Origin of the sequence: Moorena sp. SIO3I8 (assembly GCF_010692325.1) — a bacterium.
GTDB lineage: Bacteria > Cyanobacteriota > Cyanobacteriia > Cyanobacteriales > Coleofasciculaceae > Moorena.
Genome location: NZ_JAAHHW010000038.1, coordinates 34223 through 57344 on the forward strand (window position 1 = coordinate 34223; position 23122 = coordinate 57344).

Consider the following 23122-nt stretch of genomic DNA (forward strand, 5'->3'; position numbering starts at 1 on the left):
CAGGGTGCATCTACCATTTATTTCTTCTGATTGATGGGATTGATATCCGGAAGGATTACTAGTAAATTTACTAGTCAATCAATAACAAAACCCACGGGATAAATTTGCTCAAAGCCAACAGCCAGCTGAGGCGCTGATGGCAACATCTACCAAAAAAAATCCCCCGAACCGTGAGCTTCAGGTGTAATTATCAGGGTGCATCTACCATTTATTTCTTCTGATTGATGGGATTGATATCCGGAAGGATTACTAGTAAATTTACTAGTCAATCAATAACAAAACCCACGGGATAAATTTGCTCAAAGCCAACAGCCAGCTGAGGCGCTGATGGCAACATCTACCAAAAAAAATCCCCCGAACCGTGAGCTTCGGGGGTAATTATTAGGGTGCATCTACCATTTATTTCTTCTGATTGATGTTAGCAAGATCCGGAAGCTAAGGTATGGCTTAAAATTCTATATGATCACTAAACCTAGATAAAACCTAGATAAAACTTTACTTTTAGCTGACGGCCAAGTTATGGTTTATGGCAGCATCTACAGGTGCGACCCGTGGCGAATTGAATAATTAGATGCGGAAAGCGCACCTACAAAGAAAACCCCCGAACCGTGAGCTTCGGGGGTAATTATTAGGGTGCATCTACCATTTCTTTCTTCTGAGTTACTTCTTCAGTATCCGGAAGGTTTAGCAGGGGATGATTGACGACTGGCGGCAAGACCGTTCCTCGAAAGCTGTATTAATTATCAATTATCAATTGACCCATAGGACTACTCCTTGATGTGTTATTGTATATTACAGCTTGAAGCACGTAGGGTGGGTTAATTGATTGGCGTTCGCGTAGCGTGACCTACGGTCAATCGCACTCTCACAGCTTCCAAGGGGCGATTGCCATAAAATAGCGGTGCGACAAGGCGCGAGGTTCCAACGCCCACACCAAACGCGCACCAAGACAGAAGCAGGTTAATCGGAAGGTAATGCTCAATGGTAACATTACAGCTCAGGCAGTTAAGTGTTCCTCCAGGACAGCGGATTCTTTTGACTGATGTAAGCTGGTCAAAGTTCGAGGAGATTTTGGAAGAACTCGGTGAAAAAAGAGCTAATAGAGTAGCTTACTATCAAAATCAATTAGAAATTAGAATGCCATTGCCAGAACATGAGTTTGATAAAGAAATTATTGGTGATATGGTGAAAATTTTACTAGAAGAATTGGAATTCAATCGCGAATGTTACGGCTCAACTACTTTCAAGCGGAAGGATATGGCAGCAGGAATCGAGCCGGATAATTGTTTTTATATTCAAAATTATCGTTTAATGATTGGCAAAAGAAGATTAGATTTAAGTAGTGATCCACCTCCCGATATAGCCATTGAGGTTGATGTTACTTCCAAAACACAACTGAGTGCTTATGAAGCTTTGGGAGTGCCTGAGTTATGGCAGTTTTCTAAGGGAAGTTTAAAAATCAATGTACTCCAAGCAGGTAAGGGGGGTAGCTATGTTGAGTCTTCTTTGAGTCGTACTTTTCCTAATTTTCCCATTATTGAAGGGGTTGAGCAGTTTGTCCAAATGAGTTTGACTCAAGGTTCAAGTGCTGCTTTAAGGGCTTTTCGGAAGCGATGCAGCGCGGTCTTGGGGGTTCCCCCCATGAGCGACTGCATCAAGACAGTGGGTTAGGCAGAGAATCGATTGAGGGAATGAGCGTCAAAGAAGACTGTACCTCATTGGCCAATCCCGAGTATTTATACTTAAAATAAGAAATGCAGAATATCGGTACTAAATAAAACCCCCGAACCGTGAGCTTCGGGGAGTAACTATCAGGGTGCATCTACCATTTCTCTTTTCTCGGTGATTTCACGCATATCCGGAAAAGTGACTCACTAATTGATCCAGAGGAATCTACAAAACCCTGATCTAGCTCGGATCGGATTAGTGTGGGAACTATAGGCAATACAGAAAACCCCGGAAACTTCAGCTCCGGGGGTAATTATCAGGGTTCATCTACCATGCTTTTATTCTAAGTGATTTTACTGAGATTTTAACAAATATCTTTATTGACATATATAACCAGATATGCTAAAGAATAATCAAGTTATAGAACAGTAAGTCAGTTGACGCTCTAGGTAACACAGGCATTACTTGAGCTATAGCACTACAAGCTATATCACCTGATTGAGGGGTGTTCAGGATAAGTCATGACTTGCAGCAGTCAGCCCAATGCTTAAGTTTTCCTGGATTGTCGAGCTAACTGCTGATAGGTTCATAGCTAAATGCTCACATCACGAGATAGGATTATCTACAAGGTGAAGACTATAGACCCACGCAACTATGCCACGCACTCAACGCAACGATAACTTTATCGATAAAACCTTTACGGTGATGGCAGACATCCTCTTAAAGATTCTGCCTACTAATAAGCAAGCCAAGGAAGCTTTTGTCTATTACCGAGATGGTATGTCAGCTCAAGCGGATGGGGAATATGCTGAAGCTATGGATAATTACAAAAAAGCCTTGGAACTGGAGGAAGACCCCAACGACCGCAGCTTTATTATCTACAACATGGGGCTGATTCAAGCGAGTAATGGTGAGCATGAGCGTGCTTTAGAACTATATCATCAGGCCCTTGATATCAACCCCCGTATGCCTCAGGCCCTTAATAATGTAGCCGTAATTTACCATTATCAAGGTGAACAGTCTAAAGAAGCTGGGGATAGTGAGGGGGCAGAAGCTTTGTATGACAAAGCGGCTGATTATTGGAAACGAGCTATTCGCCTTGCTCCTAATAACTACATTGAAGCCCAAAACTGGCTGAAAACTACAGGTCGTTCTACGATTGATGTTTACTTCTAGCGGCTAGCTTCTAGTTAATAAACTTGATAGTCTTGATAGTCTTTGATTTGGGCTAAGCCTTTACTGTTGAGTGTTGAGGAGTTCATTAGTAACCAAGAATATAATATAACTAAATTATGATTGACCGCGAACAAGTCCAAAAAGTTGCCAATCTTGCTCGTTTAGAACTGAAAGCAGAGGAAGAGGAGAAATTTGCAGCTCAGATAAGCAGTATTTTCGAATATTTTCAACAGCTGAGTGAATTAGATACTGAGGATGTGCCGCCGACTACACGGGCGATTGATATTAGTAATGTGACTCGACTGGATACTCTCAAACCCTATACTGACAGGGATTGTATGTTCAGGGAAGCTCCTGAGCAGGATGGTGATTTCTTCAAAGTGCCAAAAATTCTCACTGAAGGGTAACTGGGGTTGAAAGGGTTAACTAATAGTTGGTTGTTGACGGTTGAGGGTTGACGATTGAAGGCTAGTAGACAGTAAACTATCAAACTAAACCATAAATTTTTCAATTAAACTATAAAAAACACACCATTTCATGGTATGAAATTCCTCACCTTTGATTTCTGATCCTTCCTTAGACCCATGCATTCCCAAGTAGATTTCCAAGATGCCTTTGATGTGATTGTAGTTGGCGCGGGACACGCTGGTTGTGAAGCCGCCCTAGCTTCAGCACGGTTGGGCTGTCGTACTATCCTACTTACCCTCAACCTAGACAAAATTGCTTGGCAACCCTGTAACCCAGCAGTGGGAGCACCGGCCAAGTCTCAACTCACCCATGAGGTAGATGCTTTGGGTGGAGAAATTGGCAAAATGGCTGACCGTACCTACCTGCAAAAGCGGGTACTGAACTGTTCACGGGGACCAGCGGTTTGGGCTTTGCGAGCGCAGACGGATAAGCGAGAATATGCGGCTGTGATGAAGGAGATTGTAGAAAATCAAGAAAACTTGACTCTCCGGGAAGCCATGGTCACGGATTTGGTGCTGGGGGCTAATGATGAGGTGATAGGTGTCCAGACTTACTTCGGTGTAGCTTTGAGAGCATCGGCAGTAATCTTGACAACAGGCACTTTCCTGGGTGGACGGATCTGGGTGGGAAACAAGTCGATGTCAGCAGGACGGGCTGGGGAATTTGCGGCAATTGGCTTGACGGAAACCCTTAACCGCTTAGGCTTTGAAACGGGACGACTCAAGACGGGAACTCCCGCACGGGTAGATAAGCGCTCTGTGGATTACAGCAACTTGGAACCTCAACCAGGGGATGAGAAGGTGCGCTGGTTTAGCTTTGACCCAGATGTGTGGGTGGAACGAGAGCAGATGTATTGCTATCTGACCCGTACGACTTCTGAGACTCATCGGTTGATTCGGGACAATCTTCATCTGTCCCCCATCTATGGAGGCTGGGTGGATGCTAAAGGACCCCGGTACTGCCCTAGTATTGAAGATAAAATTGTGCGCTTTGCTGATAAGGAAAGCCACCAGATTTTTATTGAACCAGAAGGACGAGATATTCCAGAACTCTATATCCAGGGATTTTCTACTGGATTACCAGAGAATTTGCAGTTGCAGCTATTGCAAACTCTTCCGGGATTAGAAAATTGCGCTATGCTGCGTCCTGCTTATGCGGTTGAGTATGATTATTTACCGGCAACTCAGTGTTATCCGACACTGATGACTAAGACAATTGAGGGATTGTTCTGCGCTGGACAAATTAATGGTACCACTGGCTACGAGGAAGCAGCAGCTCAAGGGATTGTGGCGGGAATTAATGCAGTGCGCTATGTCCGCCATCAGGAAATGGTGGTGTTTCCTAGGGAAGAAAGCTATATGGGTACATTAATTGACGATTTGTGTACCAAAGACCTGCGGGAACCTTACCGAATGCTGACTAGCCGTTCGGAGTATCGGTTACTATTGCGTTCCGATAACGCTGACCGCCGTATGACTCCTTTAGGACGGAAACTGGGTTTGATTGATGACCGTAGGTGGCAGCTGTATCAACAAAAACAGGCGAATATTACCACAGAAAAAGCCCGACTCCAGTCGGTGCGGATTAAGGCACATGATCAAATCGGAATTGCGATCGCATCCGATACCCAGCAAAAGATCAAAGGCTCGATTACCTTAGCTGAGTTACTACGTCGTCCTGGTTTCCACTATGTCAATCTAGACCAATATGGACTGGGTGACCCTAACCTGAATCAGTCGGAACGAGAAGGAGCAGAAATTGATCTAAAATATCAAGGTTATCTTAAGCGTCAGCAAAACCAAATTGACCAAGTTTCTCGGCAAGCTAATCGGCAGTTACCACCAGATTTGGATTATGCTGCTATTGAAACTCTATCCAAGGAGTCTCGTGAAAAGCTTAGCCAAGTCAAACCTATGACTATTGGTCAGGCATCTAGAGTTGGTGGGGTTAATCCAGCAGATATCAATGCGTTGCTGGTATATCTAGAGGTGCGGGAACGAAAGTTAAGTCGTGTTGTGGCTCCCTAATCTTAGGGTAATCTGTTAGTGATTCCTAATCTTAGGGCTGAGGAGATCGGCATTGCTCAATCAATGAATGAATATGAGTGGGGTGGGCTCCTACCTGGCAATTGTAACGGGCAAGATGCCCGTTCCACGGCAAGATGCCCGTTCCACGGCAAGATGCCCGTTCCACAACAAGATGCCTATTCCACAAAACTATTCAAATCATTCCATTATTAAGCAACACCCGATTTTTGAGGATTCTTCCCATAGAAAAGTAAAGTTTTGGGTCTCGGAAGATAATCTTCTCAAAGATATAGTCATAGTCAAAGTTACGAGAGCATACCATCGATGTCTCAGGATGTGATTACCAAAGACAAATCAACAGAGCGGTTGAACCCTCCCCTTCCCATTCAGCCATGGTCGGTCGATGCTGAAGCCGATAGGTTAATGGATGATTTATTTGGGGATCTGTACCAAATGATTGAAAACGGCTGCGAGTTGCCGACAGAACCCCCTGAGCCAGACTATGTCTCCTTGGAACCGATAGCAATCCAGAAAATTCCCATATCAGCGGCAATTATTCCCTTTCTGGAATCGCCACTCCCCTCAACACAGGAGTTAGCCGAAACCACATCAAGTGAGTTGCAAACGACAACGGCAGATACTAACTCTAGTATTGTCGCGGATAACTCTGGTCAGTTTTTAGACAAGCTCCTATGGGCTTTAGCCTTACTGTCCCTATCAGCAATCACAATAATGTGGCTGACTAGCCAAGGAAAGCTAACTTGGTCATGGTTGAACAACTTAGTGGCTTTAGTATCAGTTCAACAAGGCAAAGTATCAGAACCTGATGCCCAGTTTATTAACTATATGTTGCGATCGCTAGAAGTGATTGACCGCAAAGCACAAGCTATCAAAAAGACTGTGATCGCCCAATCATTACCAGACCCCACCCTTGCCAATCCTCCGGTAGCTCGTAACTCAGCAGCAACTGCACCACCAACTGCTATCAAAGAACGTGTCTTAGAACGAGTTTATTACATACCGATTGAAAAGGTTCCAACCCCTGATCCTGCCATAGCATCCTCAGCGCCATCAGCGCCAGTTAAACCATCCCCTCCTAGTACCCCTGAACTTACACCATCCCCATCACCAATCCCGAAACCTCCGTCAGCAACTGCTATAGAACCACCGCCACCAAATGTTCTAGAATCACCGCCACCAATTACTCTAGAATTACCGCCACCACCAACCCCAGACCCCCTGCCCACCGCTACTCTTGACCGACTCCCTGCCCCACCACCACCTCCACCATCATCACCTGCCATCAAACATACCTTGGTGGGATTACTGGAGCTAGGAGAGCAATCTGCTGCTTTGTTTAAAATTGATGGTGTTACCCAACGGATTAAGCTGGGGGAAGCCATTGGTAATAGCGGTTGGACTCTAGTGTCTGTAGATAATCAGGAAGCAGTGATTCGACGCAATGGTGAAGTTCGTTCAATTTACGTTGGACAACATTTTTAGTTAGATGAAATACGGGTGATAAATCCCTGTATCTACTCCAAAAAAAACAGCCCTCACCCTCTGCCAAAATTAACAACAGGATGGCTCGGTTGCCAATTGCCAATGGTATTTTGTAGTGGGTTATATTATGTTTGCGATCGCATACCCGATTTGTGCGATCGCACAAAGCCCAATGGCCGGTTTCAAATTAACTATTATCAACTCACTATAGTTAGCATTCCTGTAGCTATTTCAGATAACCTGAGATATGTTGATATAACAGAGTGAAAGATATATGATCTAATAGGATCTAGGATAGTAGTGCAGTGGGACTATTTGAAGACCTGAATCGATTTCTAGAAAGTCGTCTAGAAGAATTTCTCCGCAACAATCCTCATCTAGAGCTACAGGCACTAGAGGAGCAGTTACGGGAGCAAGAAAAAGACACACTGCGACTAATTATTGACTTACAGCAACAGGAAAAGCGGTTGCAAGACCAAATTCTCGCCGTTGCCAAAGACATTCAACGTTGGCATGAGCGTATTAAAAAGGCTAAGTCCCACAACAGATTTGATTGGGCTCAAGCAGCTCAAGAGCGAGAAGCAGCTCTGTTACGTCAAGGCAATCAGCTTTGGGGCCAGATGGAAGGAGTTAAACAGCGCATTACTAAAGCCAAGGAACTCCAAGAACAGATTAAAAACCGTCGGGCTGAAGTGCAGGCTAAAGCTAGAGATACAGCAGCAGCTCGGGCAAGTTCTCAGCCCAAGCAGAACTCCCAGACATTTGCCTGGAATCAGACTACCAACAGTAACCAATACAATATTCCTTCTGGTGTAGACCCTTTAGAGCAACAGTTTCAAAGCTGGGAAATGGATGAAGAGTTGGAGCAAATGAAGCGGAATATGAACGGTTAATGTAAGCTATCAGCTATCAGCTATAGCAGCAATCTTAAATCAATTAAGAGAATGTTTGTTTCCTGTTCCCTACTCCCTGCTCCCTGCTCCCTGCTCCCTGTTCCCTGCTGACAGCTAACTGCTGAATGCTTAGATGAATTCTTCACTCATCCTTTTTTTTAAAAGGACGATTGATAATAAAAGAAATTGATTTTTGTGGGATAGGCAAGGTAGGAAATAAGGACTGCTTTGTAGGGTTTAATTTAGCAGTATTGGTAAGGTCTTGGTCTTGGCTGTCTTGGCTTGGATTGGGATTAGATGAATCAGATGGGAAGGAAGGCTGGCGAAAAATCCAGCCTGGATGCTTGCCATAGTTAGAAGCGATCGCTAATAAGGCTCCTCCTAAGATAAACACCGGTAGTGGTAGAGTTACGTGTCTAACCCACTGGTAGATTTCCACCATCACAAAAAACACCAAAACGCTAGCTATCCAAATTTTTATAACTCTATCCGATACCATGCCAATCTTATGCTCTGATTCGGTTTGTTCCGTCTGAGGAAGCTGATGGAATTGGAGTCACGCAAACATTGTTTCCATCAGCTCCTGTAGACCATACTACACCTTGGCTGCTACTTTGGCTGGAGCGGATATCAAGGTTTCATAAGTTGACCGCATCTTCAGACCAACCAGAACCTGGAACAACCCAGAACCGTTGTTAGAGCCAGGATAATCGGTGTGCTTGAGCAATAACTCGGTCATCTCTCCATCGTACTTGGTTGAGGTATTGCTGAGGTGACTTTCGATGTAAATCATCTCGTTTAGGTTATCAAACTGACCATCTACCTCTAGTACAGAGACTTCGTTACCCATGTAGCTGTCTGGCCCATAGTACATTTTCAGACCAGGATAAGCACAGGTTAGCTTCCGACCACAAGGTCTCCAGTCGATGGTTGACCCTTCATCAAACAGATAAACTGGGTCGAAGTTTTCCACCCCTTCCTTCTGAACTAGGCGCACCCGCAGTAGATTGCTTTCCTTAGCTGCCTCTCCCTGAAGCAGCTGGGTGGGAAAGATTTGAATGACCACATCAGCGTATTGCTTCTGGACTTCAATGTAAGCTTCAAAGTCTGGACGTCTAGCTTCAATGGACGCTAGGATATCCTCATAACGATGGCCCCGTTCTGCCATATCCCGCTGGATTTTCCATTGGATTTTGACTTCATCGCTAATGTCTAGGTAAACGCCGAAGTCAACCAGCTCACGCACCCGCTCATCATAAAGAGGGTGCAGACCTTCAATGACTATGACTTTATTAGGCTCAACCCGCTCTGGTGGATCAATTTCACCGGTCTCATGGTTGTAGATAGGTTTGTCTATGACCCCACCTTCTTTGAGCGTTTTGATTTGCTCATACATCAAGTCAAAGTTATTGGCCTTAGGATTAAGGGCAGTAACTTTTTTTTCTTTGCGCTGTTTGCGATCCAGACTGTGATAGTCATCCAGACAAATCACCGTCATGAACTCCTTGCCAAATAGATCGGTCAAACGCTTCAGAAACGTTGATTTACCGCATCCTGAGTCTCCAGCAACTCCTATAACTACCACCCTCTCCAGATCTGTGGTCATATCTTCCCTCTAACGTAAAACATATTCTCAAATCAGTTTTCAGTAAGCCAAAGCCCAAGCCTGGGAGCAATCTGACACACGCTTATAGTGGTGCTTGATAACATGCCACCATAAATCCACTCGCTTAAGTACTAACCACTAAGGAAGACCAAAGCCAAGCTCTGCTTAAGTATTTACTACTAGCTGCTCATAGTGGATTTTACCAAAACCAGATTGCTTATACAAGGCTGATTGTCAGTAGCATTACCTCGCTTAGTACTTATGCTAAGGTTTGTTGGGCATTTTTTAAAGAAAAAATTAAATTGAGTCAGGATTTACAGTTTTTGAGTTACTCATCATGTAACTTGAGAGTAGTGCCTAGCAGTGCCTCTACACTAATTCTCTCCCTGATAAACCAAAAACATTACTGGGCATAGCTTTACAATGTTACGCTAATAAGGCATTATTCGGGGTTATTACTAGCCGCTCACCCATCGGACCGTGAGTCTGTTTGTGGTGCCAAGGCAAGTCTTAGCAATACATAGTTAGCAATACATAGTCAGTTTGGTTTGGAGCAATAGAAGCAATGTATAGTCCTAGCGAGTCTACTAATTCCAGCACTGTTACAGAATTTGGTAGTCGCACTTACGTTTATGAGGTAGTCGGTCTTCGTCAAAATGGACCGATTCGCCAGAGTGGCACCGTTTTGTTGACGGTGCCCTATAACCGCATGAAGCAGGAAATGCAGCGGATTGCTCGCATGGGAGGGAAGATTGTCAGCATTAAACCTTTATCCAGTAGTGCTGCTAATGGGTCAGTGGCTCAAACACAACCTACCCAGTCAGAAAACACAACTAAGCCTACCCAGTCAAAAAACACAACTAAGCCTATGACTCAAGCGAAACCCAAAAAGGCCAAAGATGATATCCCTGTCAATACCTATCGACCCAAAAACCCCTTCATTGGTAAGTGTATATCAAACGAACAACTAGTCCGGGAAGGGGGTATTGGTAATTGCCGTCACATCAAATTTGACCTTTCTGGAGGTGATCTGCGGTATCTCGAAGGTCAAAGTATTGGGATTATTCCCGATGGTACTGATGACAAAGGCAAACCCCACAAGCTTCGTCTGTACTCCATTGCTTCTACTCGTCACGGCGATGACTTGGATGATAAGACAGTATCCCTCTGTGTCAGACAGCTGCAGTACAAACATCCGGAAACTGGGGAAACCGTAAACGGTGTCTGCTCTACCTTCCTGTGCAATATGAATCCAGGGGATGATGTCAAAATCACTGGACCGGTCGGTAAGGAGATGTTGCTGCCATCAGACCCCAATGCCAATATCATCATGATGGCAACGGGAACTGGTATTGCACCATTCCGCGCTTTCCTATGGCGGATGTTTAAAGAACAGCACGAAGATTACAAGTTCAAGGGCTTGGCTTGGCTGATCTTTGGTATTTCTACTACCCCTAACATCCTCTATAAAGATGATTTAGAAGCAATGCAGCAGAATAACCCAGATAACTTCCGCCTCACCTATGCCATTAGCCGTGAGCAGAAGAATGCTGAAGGGGGCAAGATGTATATCCAGCACAGGGTGGCGGAACATGCTGACGAGTTGTGGAAGCTGATGCAGCAACCCAACACCCATACCTACATCTGCGGATTAAAAGGTATGGAAGGTGGTATTGATGAGGCTTTGACCGCTGCAGCGGCTAAGGAGGATGTAGATTGGACTACATACCGACAGCAAATGAAGAAAGCACATCGCTGGCACGTTGAAACCTACTAGGTTACGGCTGGTATAAAGTAAATCCTCCAAAAGGAGGATTTAGATAAAACTAGCGCGTCTGTTTATTTTGGCCATAGGGCTGATTGAAACAGATGCGCTACTGTTTTTTTGAGCTTATTCTATAGGGCTGCATCGCTTTTTTACTCTTCGCTCAAAATTCTAGTAAGGGCAACCGAACCACCTTAGCCTGAATAGTCCCAATCCCATACTGCCAAGTTAAAGAAGGAACCAAATTAACCCCTGGGCTTTAACAGACGAATAAAACCAGCCTGTTCAAAATGTTGGTCTGACGTAAATGCCGTCGTTATCCCCTCCCGCTCCATAATCACAAAACTAATACAATCAGTTAATCCCCAATCCTTATCCAAACGCTGACAATAAAGCTGCCAACCCGCATCAAAAAGAGCTTGACTAACCTCAATCACTCGCAAACCTGCCAAACCCTTGAGGCGATTGAGCAAATTAATAGTCTGGGGACGAAAGCGTACAGAAGTTAAAGCATCAGCCACTTCCAAAAGCACAAAATAACTAGTTACCAAACGATAATTATCTTGCTCCAACCTCACCCTTACCTGTTTAGCAATGCGGTGAAAATCATCATCCACATTCACCAAAGCAATCCACGCCGCCGTATCCACAAAAACTGTCCTCACGACTATTCCACCCCTCGCTTCTCCCCACCGTGGGCATAATGGTCATGTTGATAAGATAAATCAGCAATTCCCGTGCTAACTTGGCTTTCTGCGATAATTTCATCAAAATCAGCCCAAAAATCCCCCTGTTTCTGCTCCAATGCCTTGAGAATCAGCGCAGCAATGCTATTTTGTTCCGACTCTGGCAACTGTCTCACCTGGGAGATGGCTTGCTCCAACAAATCTGTCATGGTTATCTGTCCCTAAACACCTTATTGAGATCATGACATCAACAAGCCTATTCCAACTGTAACTGATAACTGCTTTTCATAAAAATCTACCCCATCCTCCCTACACCTCCCACATCTCCCACCCTCCTGGGAAACACCATTACAAGCCTTGCTATCACTCCCTTGCTCACAGAATGAGAGTTATGTTAAATTTAGTTAAAATAACGTTACAATAACTTGTGTTATCACCAGTTATGTGGCAATACCCCTCATGGGTATTGACCAAAAATACAAACATACTATAAGCAAACGGTTTTAGGGTATTGAATGGATATTTGATCTTGATTTGCTTTGTAATCAGATCCTCCCTCACAGGGTGATACCAGCATTCGTTACCAATAATAGAGGCGAATAAGACATGAAATTTTCTTGGAGAATACTCCTACTCTGGACATTACCTGCCCTAGTCATTGGTTTTTTCTTTTGGCAGGGAACATTTGCCAGTACTACCGGGAATATGGGTAGTAATACCGCCAGTACTCGCATGACCTATGGCCGCTTCTTGGACTATATTGATTCCGGTAGAGTCACTAGTGTTGACCTCTATGATAGTGGTCGCACAGCGATTGTAGAAGCTGTGGATGTGGATCTTGATAACCGCTTACAGCGGCTGCGAGTAGATCTGCCCATTAGTGCGCCGGAACTGATTTCTAAGCTCAGAGAGTCTAATATTGCTCTGACTTCCCATCCCGCTCGCAATGATGGGGCAATTTGGGGACTGCTGGGGAATTTAATTTTTCCAATTCTCTTGATTGCGGGATTATTTTTCCTATTCCGTCGCTCCAGCAACATGAATGGTGGTCCTGGTCAAGCGATGAATTTCGGGAAATCCCGGGCGCGGTTCATGATGGAAGCCAAAACTGGGGTCCTGTTTGATGATGTGGCCGGTATCGAAGAAGCGAAAGAGGAACTCGAAGAAGTAGTTACCTTCCTCAAGCAACCGGAACGGTTTACCGCAGTCGGAGCACGAATACCAAAAGGGGTGCTGCTGGTCGGTCCTCCTGGAACTGGTAAAACCCTCTTAGCAAAAGCGATCGCTGGTGAAGCAGGAGTGCCTTTCTTTAGTATCTCTGGTTCCGAATTCGTGGAAATGTTCGTGGGTGTTGGTGCCTCTAGGGTTCGTGACTTGTTCAAGAAAGCTAAGGAAAATGCCCCTTGCTTGATATTTATCGATGAAATTGATGCGGTAGGACGGCAACGGGGAGCTGGAATTGGTGGTGGTAACGATGAACGGGAGCAAACCCTAAACCAATTGCTGACGGAAATGGACGGGTTTGAAGGAAACACCGGCATTATCGTGATTGCGGCTACTAACCGTGCGGATGTGCTAGATACAGCTCTGTTACGTCCCGGACGCTTTGACCGCCAGGTGATGGTAGATCCCCCAGACCTGAAAGGGCGGGTTAAGATTTTGGAAGTCCATGCTCGGGATAAAAAACTGGCTTCAGAAATTTCCATCGAAGTGATCGCAAGACGGACTCCTGGATTCACTGGTGCTGATTTATCCAACCTCCTCAATGAAGCCGCTATCCTGACTGCTCGCCGTCGCAAAGAAGCGATTACAATGCTGGAAATCAATGATGCGGTTGACCGGGTAGTGGCTGGGATGGAAGGTACTCCCCTGGTAGATAGCAAGAACAAGCGATTGATTGCTTATCATGAAATTGGTCACGCTATTATTGGTACCCTAGTCAAGGATCACGACCCCGTACAGAAAGTTACCCTGATTCCCCGAGGACAAGCTCAAGGTCTAACCTGGTTTACTCCTAGTGAAGAACAAGGTTTAATTACCAGAGCTCAGCTTTTGGCTCGGATTACTGGAGCGTTAGGGGGTCGAGCTGCCGAAGAAGAAGTATTCGGTCATGCTGAAGTCACTACTGGTGCCGGTGGTGATTTGCAGCAGTTGACTGGGATCGCACGGCAAATGGTAACTCGCTACGGCATGAGTGACTTAGGTTCTCTGTCCTTGGAAAGCCAAGAGGGAGAAGTCTTTCTCGGTGCGGGATTAATGTCTAGGGCAGAGTACTCTGAAGAGGTTGCTGCTCGGATTGATCAGCAAGTTCGTCAAATTGTAGAACATTGCCATCAAGAAGCACGAGATATCATTCGGCAGAATCGAGATGCGGTTGACCGATTGGTGGATCTGTTGATTGAGAAGGAAACTATTGATGGTGATGAGTTCCGTCAAATTGTGGCTGAGTACACCGATGTGCCTGAGAAGCCACAGTATGTACCTCAGTTATAAGGATTTATTGAAGGTTTAAGGTTTAAGGTTGAATGTTGAATGTTGAATGTTGAATGTTGAAGGTTGTTCGCGTAGCGTGGCCGAAAGGCCAAGGTTGAAGGTTGTTCGCGTAGCGTGGCCGAAAGGCCAAGGTTTGAGGTTAGTGGACAGTAGGCAAAAGTATCACAAAGCTTGGCCATTGCCTCAAGTAATTTGCTATACTTTAACTATGAAATTAGTGCAATGACCTTGTCTCAATTCAATAAATTTCCCGAAAACCAAGGGTTTTGTAGTGAGATTGGATCTGGTTTACGCACTTTTATGATGGCGCACAGTGAGGCGAGCAATCCCTCGCCTCACTGTGCTTTGGGAGATACCCCCTGGCTGAGCAATCAGCTTGCATTGGCGGGCTAAAGTTTATCTTGGTAGACTTTGGTAGCTAAAAAGTATCGGTTACAGCAAAATTTAATCGGTAGTTGAGTGGGCATCGAACCCATACAACTACCTACTATCAATCCCCGGCTTGTTCACAAGTCGGGGATTGTTGTAATTTTGTTCATTGAATATAGCGGTTTTCTTGAGCAATCAAGTATAGCGAATTTTCTTCCCCTTGCTCCCTACTCCCTACTCCCTACTCCCTACTCCCTACTCCCTACTCCCTGTTCCCTATTCCCTTTACTAAACTATCTCACCCAATTGAAAACCGCTATATTGATTAATCCAAATATGGCAAAATGACTTGAAACTTTGTTCCCACGCCAACTTCGCTGTCCACGTTAATCTTACCCCGATGCAATTCAACACATTTTTTAGCAATAGCCAGACCTAATCCTGTTCCTTTTATAGCACCAACATTAGTGGCTCGATAGAAAGAGTCAAACACTCGTTGCTTTTCTTTTGCTGGAATACCAATCCCTGAATCCCGAATAGTTAAAATAGCTTCTTCTGGCTGACAAAATACGTCAAACTTAATGATGCCTCCTTGGGGAGAATATTTAACCGCATTAGAGAGTATATTAGTCAAAATTTGTCCAACTAGCTGTTCATCTAAATTAACTTTACTAGAATTACTATGACTAGAAAAATCAATTTTAGAGTCACTATTTAAAGTAACCTGTAAATTATTAATAATTTTTTGGCATAGTTTATCTAGATTCAAGTATTCAGGATGACAATCAAGTTCCCCTGATTCAGTTTTATCTAGGAAGATCACATTGCTCAGGAGTTGGTTCATGTGTTCAACCGCCCATCCAATTTGTTGAAAATGTTTCAGTTTTTTATCGTCTGACAGTTTCTCACTGTACTTAGCTAGCAATTCAGTAGAGGATTGAATCATCGTCAGTGGAGTACGAAACTCATGAGATATCGTACTAATAACCCGAGATTTAAGTTCACTCAGTTCTTTTTCCTGCTCTAGAGATTTGCGAATGATTTCTGAGCGACGTTCTCGTTCTTGGATATCCGCTTCCAATTTTATTTTCTCTTTTTCTAAAGCTTGAGCTTTTCTAAGTTCAGTGGTGTCTTGTAGCATACCAGAAAAACCGGTAACTACACCATCAATTATCAAGCTTGACTGAATATTAATCTCCCCCCAGCTGCACTTCCCTGTTTTGGTAACATATCTTATTTCATGTTTAAAGGAATCCTTTTCACCGTTGACTAGAGACTCCCACAATTGTTGATAACGTTCCTGATCATCAGGATCAATAAATTTTAGACAATTTTTACCTAGACTTTCTTCTACAGTAAAGCCAGTGAAAGTAGTCCAGGCGGAATTGAGAAATATCCAGTGTCCAGTGGCATCGATTTGAAAAAACACTTCTTTAACACTTTCTACGACAGAACGATATTGTTTCTCCCTCTCCCGTAAGGTTTTTTCGGCTCGATTAGCTTCGATAAGACGACGGACACGCTGCCTTAGCACTGATGGTTGGATGGGTTTAGTTATATAATCCGTTGCTCCGACTTGAAATGCCCAATCAACGGAAGCTTGGTCATTAAGTCCAGTAATCATTAATACTGGTGTTGATTCATTTTTAAGTAGCTTTTGCATTTGGGAGCAACACATAAACCCATCCATCACTGGCATCATAGCATCCAGCAATACTATATCCGGTTTTAGCTCAGTATAAGCTGCCAGACACTGCTCGCCATCTCCTACATCTTCGACGTTATATCCCTCATTTTCCATAAGTTTACACAGCATTGTCCGGGTTGGGATATCATCATCTGCGACCAGGATTATAGGAGCATGGTTTTGTTCAGTATTCATCATAGTTAAGTTACTTAGTTTATACTGTTAATTTTCAATAGTTAAATTTTGTTAAAATTACGTTACATTTTTTTATTTTTTTTTAGGGATAGATAATAATTTTAATATATTTTTAATCAGATTTTTTATACTAACTTACTAACCTAAAGTACTTGTAAATACCTTGATAAAACTTGCTATAGTTGTAAACCTTAGGACAGGAATTTTGCCTGCACGAGCATGATGCTAACAGGAAAAATTTATTTGACGAATCAAATCGGATGGTAGTTTGAGAAGGTTTAAAAGTCCCCTGCTTTATCTTCCTGGATCATCTCTAGTTGCTAAAACCGTATTTTTGGGGATTTTTTTGAGCTTGTAGTCAATTAAGATCTAGCAGAAATTACTCAAAGTGTTGACTATTTACTTTTGACTGTTAACTGTTGACTAGCAATAGTCAACTTAAGCCAATGCATAGCCCTACCCAAATTCTGGTAAGGCACACACCAAATTTCTTTCCTCTGGTCTGCTTCTTCTCACTCTGCCCCTCTGACCCTAAAAAAAAAGAAGAGAGTCACTACTGCGGCTCTCTTAATCATCAGGGTGCATCTACTGATCTAAATATAACACCAATAATGAGGGGTGCAACCCCTCACCCAAAAAAAATAACAAAATGTTATTTTAGATACCGTCTTCAGGGAAAAGTTAACTGGAAATGGATGGGTTAACCCATGTAACGGATATAACGGAATATGATATGGTTCTACAAAGACTCAAGTTGTGGTCAAGACGTCAAACTTTGCAATGGCTAATCTTCGTATCCAGCAGCGTTATCCTGGGGGCATGTACTCCCCCAAAGCAAACATCTTCTGGGAATGACTTGGGTGATTCTAAGCCCAGCCCATCGATGTCTTTGTCTCTAGGGGTGACCACTTGGATTGGTTTAACTCCTCTTTTGATTGCGCTCAAAAAAGGCTTCTTTGAGGAACTGGGGCTAAGGGTTGACCTGAAAACCTTTGGGTATAATCCCGATTATATCTCTGCCTTTTTAGCAGGAAAACTGGATGCTATTGCCCCTGTAACCTCTGAAGCAGTCTTATTGGCAACTAAGGGCAAAGACTATCGCATTGTTTTGGTAGAGGATAACTCCGTTGGTGGGGATGGCATCTTAGCCCGCAACAGTATTAGTAGCATTAAGGACTTTAAGGGCAAGAAGATTGCTGTTGAAAAAGGGGCAGTTAGCCATTTCTTTCTACTAAAAGTACTCACAGCAGTTGGGTTGAGTGAAGCTGATGTTACTTTGGTGAACGTGGATCCAGCGGGAGCAGCAGCAGCTTACCAAGTGGGAAATGTGGACATTGCTGTTACCTATGCACCATTCCTAAAACAGGCTAACTTGGCTCAACCTGATGGACGCATTATCTACGACTCGTCCCAAATACCAACAGCGATTACGGATGTTTATCTGTTTGCCACTGAGTATATCGAAGCCAAGCCAGAGGCGGTGGAAGCCTTTGTCAAAGGGGTTTTCAAAGGACTAGGGTTTCTCAATCAACATCCATCGGAAGGGTTAGCGATCGCAGCTAAGGAGTTGAAAATTGAGCCGGATGCCCTAGCTGCTGATCTAAAAGGGATTCGTCTCCCAGATGCTCGTGCCAATCTGGAAATGCTAGGAAATAAGCAGAGTGATTCCTACTTACTGGAGCCCTTGATGGATGTGGCGAGGTTTTTGGCAAAGCAAGGCAAGATTGATACTATTCCTGAGATGGAGCAATTCCTGGAACCGAAATTTGTTAAAGCCGCTTTAGAAGCATTTTAGTTCATGTAGGGTGGGCAGTGCACCAGACAGATAATGAAGCTTGCAAAGCGCGTTGGTAGGCACTGCCCACCCTACGATTAATGACAATGGTGCAAGATCTCAGTCAAAGCCGCTTTAGAAACATTACACATTACCTAAATTTGCTGTCACTTAAGACCCCTGTGCCACAACCTATATCTTCTCCCCGCAAACGTTACCTACGACCATCTGTATTTTGGAGTATCCGTCAGGGCTTTCCTGGCTGGCTCAGTGTCCTGCTCACCATCATTGCCTTAGTGGTACCCCTGCTAGTTTGGATCTTCCTAAGCTATCAAGAATTAGTAGACCCAAGATTCTTGCCAAGTCCGATGGTTGTCCTGAAAGCTGGCTGGAAGATGTTGACAGAAGAGGAGTTACTGACTGATATTATCGCCAGTTTTACCCGTGTGCTAGTTGGTTTTCTGTTTGCGGCAGTAGTTGGTATTCCCATTGGCATTGCCATGGGGACATTCTACAGCATGGAGAGCCTGTTTGGTACGATTGTCGGTATTGTACGCTATATGCCAGTGGCGGCGTTTATGCCCCTAATTGTTCTATGGGCAGGGTTAGGTGAAACCGCAAAGATCATAATTATTTTCTTAGGAATTGTGTTCTACAACGCGATAATGATTGCTGATGCTGTCAAGTTTATCCCTGATGAAATGCTTAATGTAGCTTACACCTTGGGGGCGAATCGGGTTGATCTATTATTTCGAGTGATTCTACCAGCAACTCTACCAAATATTATTGATACGATGCGGGTTAATGTTGCTGGTGCCTGGAATTTTCTGGTGATTGCGGAATTAATTGCTGCTGAAAATGGTTTGGGCTTCAAGATTATCTATTTTCAACGATTCCTAGAAACCGATAAAGTTCTCTTTTGTATTTTAGTCATTGGATTGATTGGGTTGATGCTGGATTTTGGGTTTAGGTTACTTTTTCGCTTAACTGTTCCTTGGTCGGAACAATTTGTTGATCGTTAAAGGTTTAAGAAGGTTTAAGAAGGTTTAAGAAGGTTTAAGAAGGTTGAAGGTTGAAGGTTTAATAAGGTTGAAGGTTGAAGGTTGAAGGTTGAAGGTTTAATAAGGTTGACTGTTTAAGGTTTAATAAGGTTGAAGGTTGAAGGTTTAAGGGTTAATAAGGTTGAAGGTTTAAGGTTTAATAAAGTTGAAGGTTTAAGGTTTAATAAAGTTGAAGGTTTAAGGTTTAATAAAGTTGAAGGATAAGTATTCAGCTGATAGCTGATAGCTGTTCGCGTAGCGTGCGCGTAGCGCTTAAGCTGATAGCTGATAGCTGTTCGCGTAGCGTGCGCGTAGCGCTTAAGCTGATAGCTGACAAGGTTATTATGTTCAAGGTTATTTAAAAATGACCAATAATCACAATTTGCCTAAGCTACAGGTGTGTGATATTTCCAAAAGTTTTCGGCACCGACGGGAAGAATTGGTAGTGCTAAAGGATATTAATCTCGATCTTGAGGCGAATGAATTTGTGTGTATAGTTGGACCGTCTGGCTGCGGCAAATCAACCTTGCTCAACATTATCGCTGGACTAATTCCTCCTTCCAAAGGACATGTAAAGGTAGATGGTGAGGTGGTTTTAGGTCCTGGTCGGGATCGGGGCATGGTTTTCCAGAACTATACCCTATTTCCCTGGCTAACGATTGCTGATAATATCGGCTTTGGTCTGAGCTTACAACGATTGCCTAAGGGGGAATCCCAAGAACGGATTGCTTACTATTTGGATGTAATCGGTCTAAGCCGCTTTGCTAATGCCTACCCCAAACAGCTGTCAGGGGGTATGAAACAGCGGGTTGCGATCGCACGAGCGTTAGCTAATGAACCGGAAGTGCTGTTGATGGATGAGCCCTTTGGAGCCTTAGATGCCCAAACTAAGGAGGAATTGCAGGAATTCTTCCTCGGACTTTGGGAGAAGACCCATATTACCGTTTTGATGATTACCCATGATGTGGAAGAAGCAGTGTTCTTATCCGAGGGTATCTATGTCATGGGAGCTCATCCCGGTTGTATCCGCGATAAGATTATGATTGACTTACCCGCTGTTCGTACTCTGGATACAAAGCTAACCCTGGAATTTGTGGAATTGAAACGGCAGGTAATTCAAGCTTTGCGCATTTGATCATGCTTATTAATTGGAGATAATCGCTATTTTATTAACTCTTTCATAGTCTTTATTAAGATGAGAATAGTTGTCCAATTTCTCTCCAGAAAGCCAGGTTTTGACGATATCTACAACTTCTGCTGTAGCCTCGACAGTAATCCGAGCAACAGCGTTATCCCATTCCCTTTCATCCTGCCAATCTTCTAAATCAATTGCTATTCCATCACCATCTGTGTCAATCCAAATGTGTCTTTCTGGATAATTTAGGCTTTGGAAAGATAAGGTAGATAGACAGGCTTCAGCACGATCTGTTTCATAGGCTATTGGGATGATATCCCCAATCATTTGTCTAAGGGTTTCGGTAATATCATCCTTTGGATCAGTTCTCAAAGTCATCAGGTTACCTCATTTTTTAAATTTTTCTCTGTTATCTGTCAGTAGCTTGCGAATGTTTATCCCTGCTACTTTTCCAACTTTAAGAGCTTCTTGAACTGTCATGGTTTTTGGTTCATCTGGAAGAACTTGATTAATATTAGCTCTTCGGAATCTAGCAATATACTCTTGGACAGTGAGAGAGCGATTTTTGTAAAGCTGGCCAGTTATAGGTGAGTTGAGATTACCAAGTTTACATTGTTTAGCCCAATCCTCAAATTCTTTGTCTGGTTGTTCAACTGCCACTGGGCAAGGATTACTATATAAGTATACAATATTAATTATATAGCGGTTCAGCTCTTCCGTAAATCAAGATGCTAAATACTGCACTAAATATAGGATAGTAGTTGTTATGGTTTTTGCTTCTATTATCGATTACCCAAGACTAATTATTACTCTTGGGTAATCGATAGTATCACGTTAAGCGATCGCATTGTAAGCGAACAGCGATTAGCGCTACTTGAGGTGCCAAAAGCCAACGGCTGACCACTGACCACTGACCGCTGGCCGCTGACCGCTGATAGCTGAATGCTTACTAGAAGGTTAAGCGATCGCATTCACAAAATTCTGATAAGTGCTCTCAACCTTCTCGGCTTGGGAGGCGACATCAGCTTCTAACTGTTTCAACCGAGCTAATTCTTGCTCCCGATTAATTTCATGAGATTCTTTTTGCTTCATTAAATTATCTAATTCCGCTTTGCGAGCTTTAATATCATCATCCATCCGCTCAGTTACTTCCTGCTCATACATATCAAAACATTCTTTGATAGCATCATAAATTGGTTGCCATTGCTCTTGTGCTACCTCAGGCAAATATTTCACCAACTCTTTTCTAGCTGCTTTCACCAATTCCTTACGAGCTTGATCGGCTTGCACGACTCCAACTCCTAATCCTAATAAGGCTAGACCCACTGGTCCAAGAGTAATCCCAGAAACAACGCTAATGATGCCACCAATTCCCATGACTGTGATGAAGTTCAGCACAATATTTTTCCAATCGAAACCAGCTCCAGCCATAGCGACTCCTGCTAGATTTCCCCTAGCTAAGGAAAATAATCCTGCTGCCCATTTTGCCCAAGCGGGAGCGTTATCTTCTGTAGTGTAGTTGCTGACAGGTCTTACGGTTTGTCCGGTTAATTTTTGATTAATTTTATCCGTGACTTTAGTATAGGAAGCACCGTAGGTTACTGCACTGCGAGATAGCTGAGCAAAGGCAGCATCCATCTCTTTTTCAGCTGTCTTACTCCACTCTGACAATTTATCATTAATATACCGTTCAAATGCCTGTCTCAACTCGGATTCAAAGGCTTCTCGTTTGCCTGTACTCAAGAAATCCATAAACCGGAGTTCAGGTTGATAGTGTAAGAAGTCTGACTCAAAGGTATTGCCTAAATTTAAAACATAGGTACGAAATGAATCTGCGATCGCTTTCGCTTTACTATCCCGAACAGTTTTAATTTCATCCTTGAATTGCTCACCAATATCCTTGAGTTTATTAAATTCTGGTTCAACGGAATTAATCCGTTCTTTTAACTCATTTAAATCTTGCTCTAGCAAGGGGATGCGACGTTCAATAGCTTCATGAACATGGTTACTACCTTGACGGGCTAAGGTTCTCGCTTGTCGTAATTCAGAAATTGCTCGTTCCTTCGTTAAAAATGTATTGAGTGCTCCCATAAACTCTGGAAACCCTGTGCCATCAAGAGACACGTCTGGATTTTTCACTCGCTTGCGCAGGGCATTAATTGCTGATATTTCAAACACTCGTTCATCATAGATATCATAGCCATCTACCTGACAATAGTCTGCCAAGTTAGCCTGAAATACTCGCCGTAGTCTATCTTCAGCTTCTTCTAATTCTTCTGTATCATCGGGGTCAATCAAACTTTCCCGAATCTGGTCCCAAGCATTAATTAGAAAGAAAACCGTTAATCCCCGGTCTTTTAGATAATTTTCTAGATAACGACGTTCCCCTAAAGTACAGGGTTGAGTTGCTCTGAGCACAAACAGGATAGCGTGACAATTATTAATGTAACCGAGGGATAACTCATTGCGCGCTTCCGTATCATTCAGTCCTGGACTATCTACAATTTCAATCCCTTTTTCTAGCAATGGTAAGGGATACTCCACCACGGCATGACTAACATTCGGAAACGCTAGCTTCTTCTGTTGTTCAAGTCGCTTTGCTTCAGCTGGGTCGATGGTATAGCGATGCCTAAAGGT

The 23122-nt window shown here is 43.5% G+C and carries 23 protein-coding genes; 12 read left to right on the forward strand and 11 right to left on the reverse strand.

The window, feature by feature from the left end:
* Positions 1–981 precede the first annotated feature (981 nt).
* From F6K51_RS16530 to mnmG, 4 genes are all read left to right on the forward strand, one after another.
* Positions 982–1671 carry a Uma2 family endonuclease gene (locus F6K51_RS16530; RefSeq protein WP_293021892.1) on the forward strand — a complete coding sequence of 230 codons (690 nt, stop codon included), beginning with the start codon at positions 982–984 and terminating at the stop codon, positions 1669–1671.
* 651 nt (positions 1672–2322) lie between these two features.
* Positions 2323–2844: a photosystem I assembly protein Ycf3 gene (locus F6K51_RS16535; protein WP_293021894.1), complete on the forward strand. Its 522-nt coding sequence runs from the start codon at positions 2323–2325 to the stop codon at positions 2842–2844.
* Between the two features lie 116 nt (positions 2845–2960).
* Entirely contained in the window at positions 2961–3251 is a 291-nt protein-coding gene (gene gatC / locus F6K51_RS16540; RefSeq protein WP_293021896.1) for an Asp-tRNA(Asn)/Glu-tRNA(Gln) amidotransferase subunit GatC, read from the forward strand.
* Between the two features lie 177 nt (positions 3252–3428).
* A complete protein-coding gene (gene mnmG / locus F6K51_RS16545) occupies positions 3429–5339 on the forward strand; it encodes a tRNA uridine-5-carboxymethylaminomethyl(34) synthesis enzyme MnmG (RefSeq protein WP_293021897.1) in 1911 nt (636 codons plus the stop codon).
* 193 nt (positions 5340–5532) lie between these two features.
* On the opposite strand, the gene F6K51_RS16550 is transcribed toward mnmG, so the two are convergent.
* Positions 5533–5661 (reverse strand): hypothetical protein, encoded by a 129-nt coding sequence (locus tag F6K51_RS16550; RefSeq protein ID WP_267876573.1) that lies wholly within the window; start codon positions 5659–5661, stop codon positions 5533–5535.
* A 2-nt stretch (positions 5662–5663) separates the two neighbouring features.
* Here F6K51_RS16550 and F6K51_RS16555 point away from each other — a divergent pair, with 2 nt between their 5' ends.
* Both F6K51_RS16555 and F6K51_RS16560 read left to right on the forward strand, forming a co-directional pair.
* On the forward strand, positions 5664–6842 hold the full coding sequence (locus tag F6K51_RS16555) for a hypothetical protein (protein ID WP_293021901.1): 1179 nt from the start codon (positions 5664–5666) through the stop codon (positions 6840–6842).
* Positions 6843–7147: 305 nt separating this feature from the next.
* Positions 7148–7735 carry a TIGR04376 family protein gene (locus F6K51_RS16560; protein ID WP_293021902.1) on the forward strand — a complete coding sequence of 196 codons (588 nt, stop codon included), beginning with the start codon at positions 7148–7150 and terminating at the stop codon, positions 7733–7735.
* A gap of 142 nt (positions 7736–7877) precedes the next feature.
* Here the strand turns inward: F6K51_RS16560 and F6K51_RS16565 are convergent, their stop codons facing one another.
* On the reverse strand, positions 7878–8234 hold the full coding sequence (locus F6K51_RS16565) for a hypothetical protein (RefSeq protein WP_293021904.1): 357 nt from the start codon (positions 8232–8234) through the stop codon (positions 7878–7880).
* A gap of 96 nt (positions 8235–8330) precedes the next feature.
* Positions 8331–9341, reverse strand: a complete 1011-nt coding sequence (locus tag F6K51_RS16570) for a phosphoribulokinase (RefSeq protein WP_293021906.1) — start codon at positions 9339–9341, stop codon at positions 8331–8333.
* Between the two features lie 565 nt (positions 9342–9906).
* On the opposite strand from F6K51_RS16570, the gene petH reads away from it, so the two are divergent.
* Positions 9907–11118, forward strand: coding sequence for a ferredoxin--NADP reductase (petH, locus tag F6K51_RS16575; RefSeq protein WP_293021908.1), 1212 nt, complete (start codon positions 9907–9909; stop codon positions 11116–11118).
* 233 nt (positions 11119–11351) lie between these two features.
* Here the strand turns inward: petH and F6K51_RS16580 are convergent, their stop codons facing one another.
* Entirely contained in the window at positions 11352–11771 is a 420-nt protein-coding gene (locus F6K51_RS16580; protein WP_075899596.1) for a PIN domain-containing protein, read from the reverse strand.
* A 2-nt stretch (positions 11772–11773) separates the two neighbouring features.
* A complete protein-coding gene (locus F6K51_RS16585; protein WP_293021911.1) occupies positions 11774–12001 on the reverse strand; it encodes a hypothetical protein in 228 nt (75 codons plus the stop codon).
* 397 nt (positions 12002–12398) lie between these two features.
* On the opposite strand from F6K51_RS16585, the gene ftsH2 reads away from it, so the two are divergent.
* A complete protein-coding gene (gene ftsH2, locus F6K51_RS16590) occupies positions 12399–14285 on the forward strand; it encodes an ATP-dependent zinc metalloprotease FtsH2 (protein WP_293021913.1) in 1887 nt (628 codons plus the stop codon).
* On the opposite strand, the gene F6K51_RS16595 is transcribed toward ftsH2, so the two are convergent.
* Positions 14276–14464, reverse strand: a complete 189-nt coding sequence (locus F6K51_RS16595; RefSeq protein WP_293021915.1) for a hypothetical protein — start codon at positions 14462–14464, stop codon at positions 14276–14278. The genes ftsH2 and F6K51_RS16595 overlap by 10 nt on opposite strands.
* A 280-nt stretch (positions 14465–14744) precedes the next feature.
* Between F6K51_RS16595 and F6K51_RS16600 the strand changes: the two genes are divergently transcribed.
* On the forward strand, positions 14745–15002 hold the full coding sequence (locus F6K51_RS16600) for a hypothetical protein (RefSeq protein WP_293021917.1): 258 nt from the start codon (positions 14745–14747) through the stop codon (positions 15000–15002).
* Here the strand turns inward: F6K51_RS16600 and F6K51_RS16605 are convergent.
* Complete coding sequence (locus tag F6K51_RS16605) at positions 14980–16539, reverse strand: ATP-binding protein (RefSeq protein ID WP_293021919.1); 1560 nt, start codon at positions 16537–16539, stop codon at positions 14980–14982. The two genes, F6K51_RS16600 and F6K51_RS16605, sit on opposite strands and share 23 nt — an antisense overlap.
* 730 nt (positions 16540–17269) lie before the next feature.
* On the opposite strand from F6K51_RS16605, the gene F6K51_RS16610 reads away from it, so the two are divergent.
* From F6K51_RS16610 to F6K51_RS16620, 3 genes are all read left to right on the forward strand, one after another.
* A complete protein-coding gene (locus F6K51_RS16610; RefSeq protein ID WP_293021920.1) occupies positions 17270–18331 on the forward strand; it encodes an ABC transporter substrate-binding protein in 1062 nt (353 codons plus the stop codon).
* A 161-nt stretch (positions 18332–18492) separates the two neighbouring features.
* On the forward strand, positions 18493–19332 hold the full coding sequence (locus F6K51_RS16615) for an ABC transporter permease (RefSeq protein ID WP_293021922.1): 840 nt from the start codon (positions 18493–18495) through the stop codon (positions 19330–19332).
* 382 nt (positions 19333–19714) lie between these two features.
* Positions 19715–20485, forward strand: a complete 771-nt coding sequence (locus tag F6K51_RS16620; RefSeq protein WP_293021923.1) for an ABC transporter ATP-binding protein — start codon at positions 19715–19717, stop codon at positions 20483–20485.
* Between the two features lie 9 nt (positions 20486–20494).
* Here the strand turns inward: F6K51_RS16620 and F6K51_RS16625 are convergent, their stop codons facing one another.
* The 4 genes from F6K51_RS16625 to F6K51_RS16640 form a co-directional block, all read right to left on the reverse strand.
* Positions 20495–20863 (reverse strand): hypothetical protein, encoded by a 369-nt coding sequence (locus F6K51_RS16625; RefSeq protein ID WP_293021924.1) that lies wholly within the window; start codon positions 20861–20863, stop codon positions 20495–20497.
* Between the two features lie 9 nt (positions 20864–20872).
* A complete protein-coding gene (locus tag F6K51_RS16630; RefSeq protein WP_293021941.1) occupies positions 20873–21145 on the reverse strand; it encodes a hypothetical protein in 273 nt (90 codons plus the stop codon).
* A gap of 146 nt (positions 21146–21291) precedes the next feature.
* Positions 21292–21456 (reverse strand): hypothetical protein, encoded by a 165-nt coding sequence (locus F6K51_RS16635; RefSeq protein ID WP_293021942.1) that lies wholly within the window; start codon positions 21454–21456, stop codon positions 21292–21294.
* On the reverse strand, positions 21443–23122 hold a 1680-nt coding region (locus F6K51_RS16640; protein WP_293021943.1), incomplete at its 5' end, for a dynamin family protein. The genes F6K51_RS16635 and F6K51_RS16640, both read right to left, overlap by 14 nt.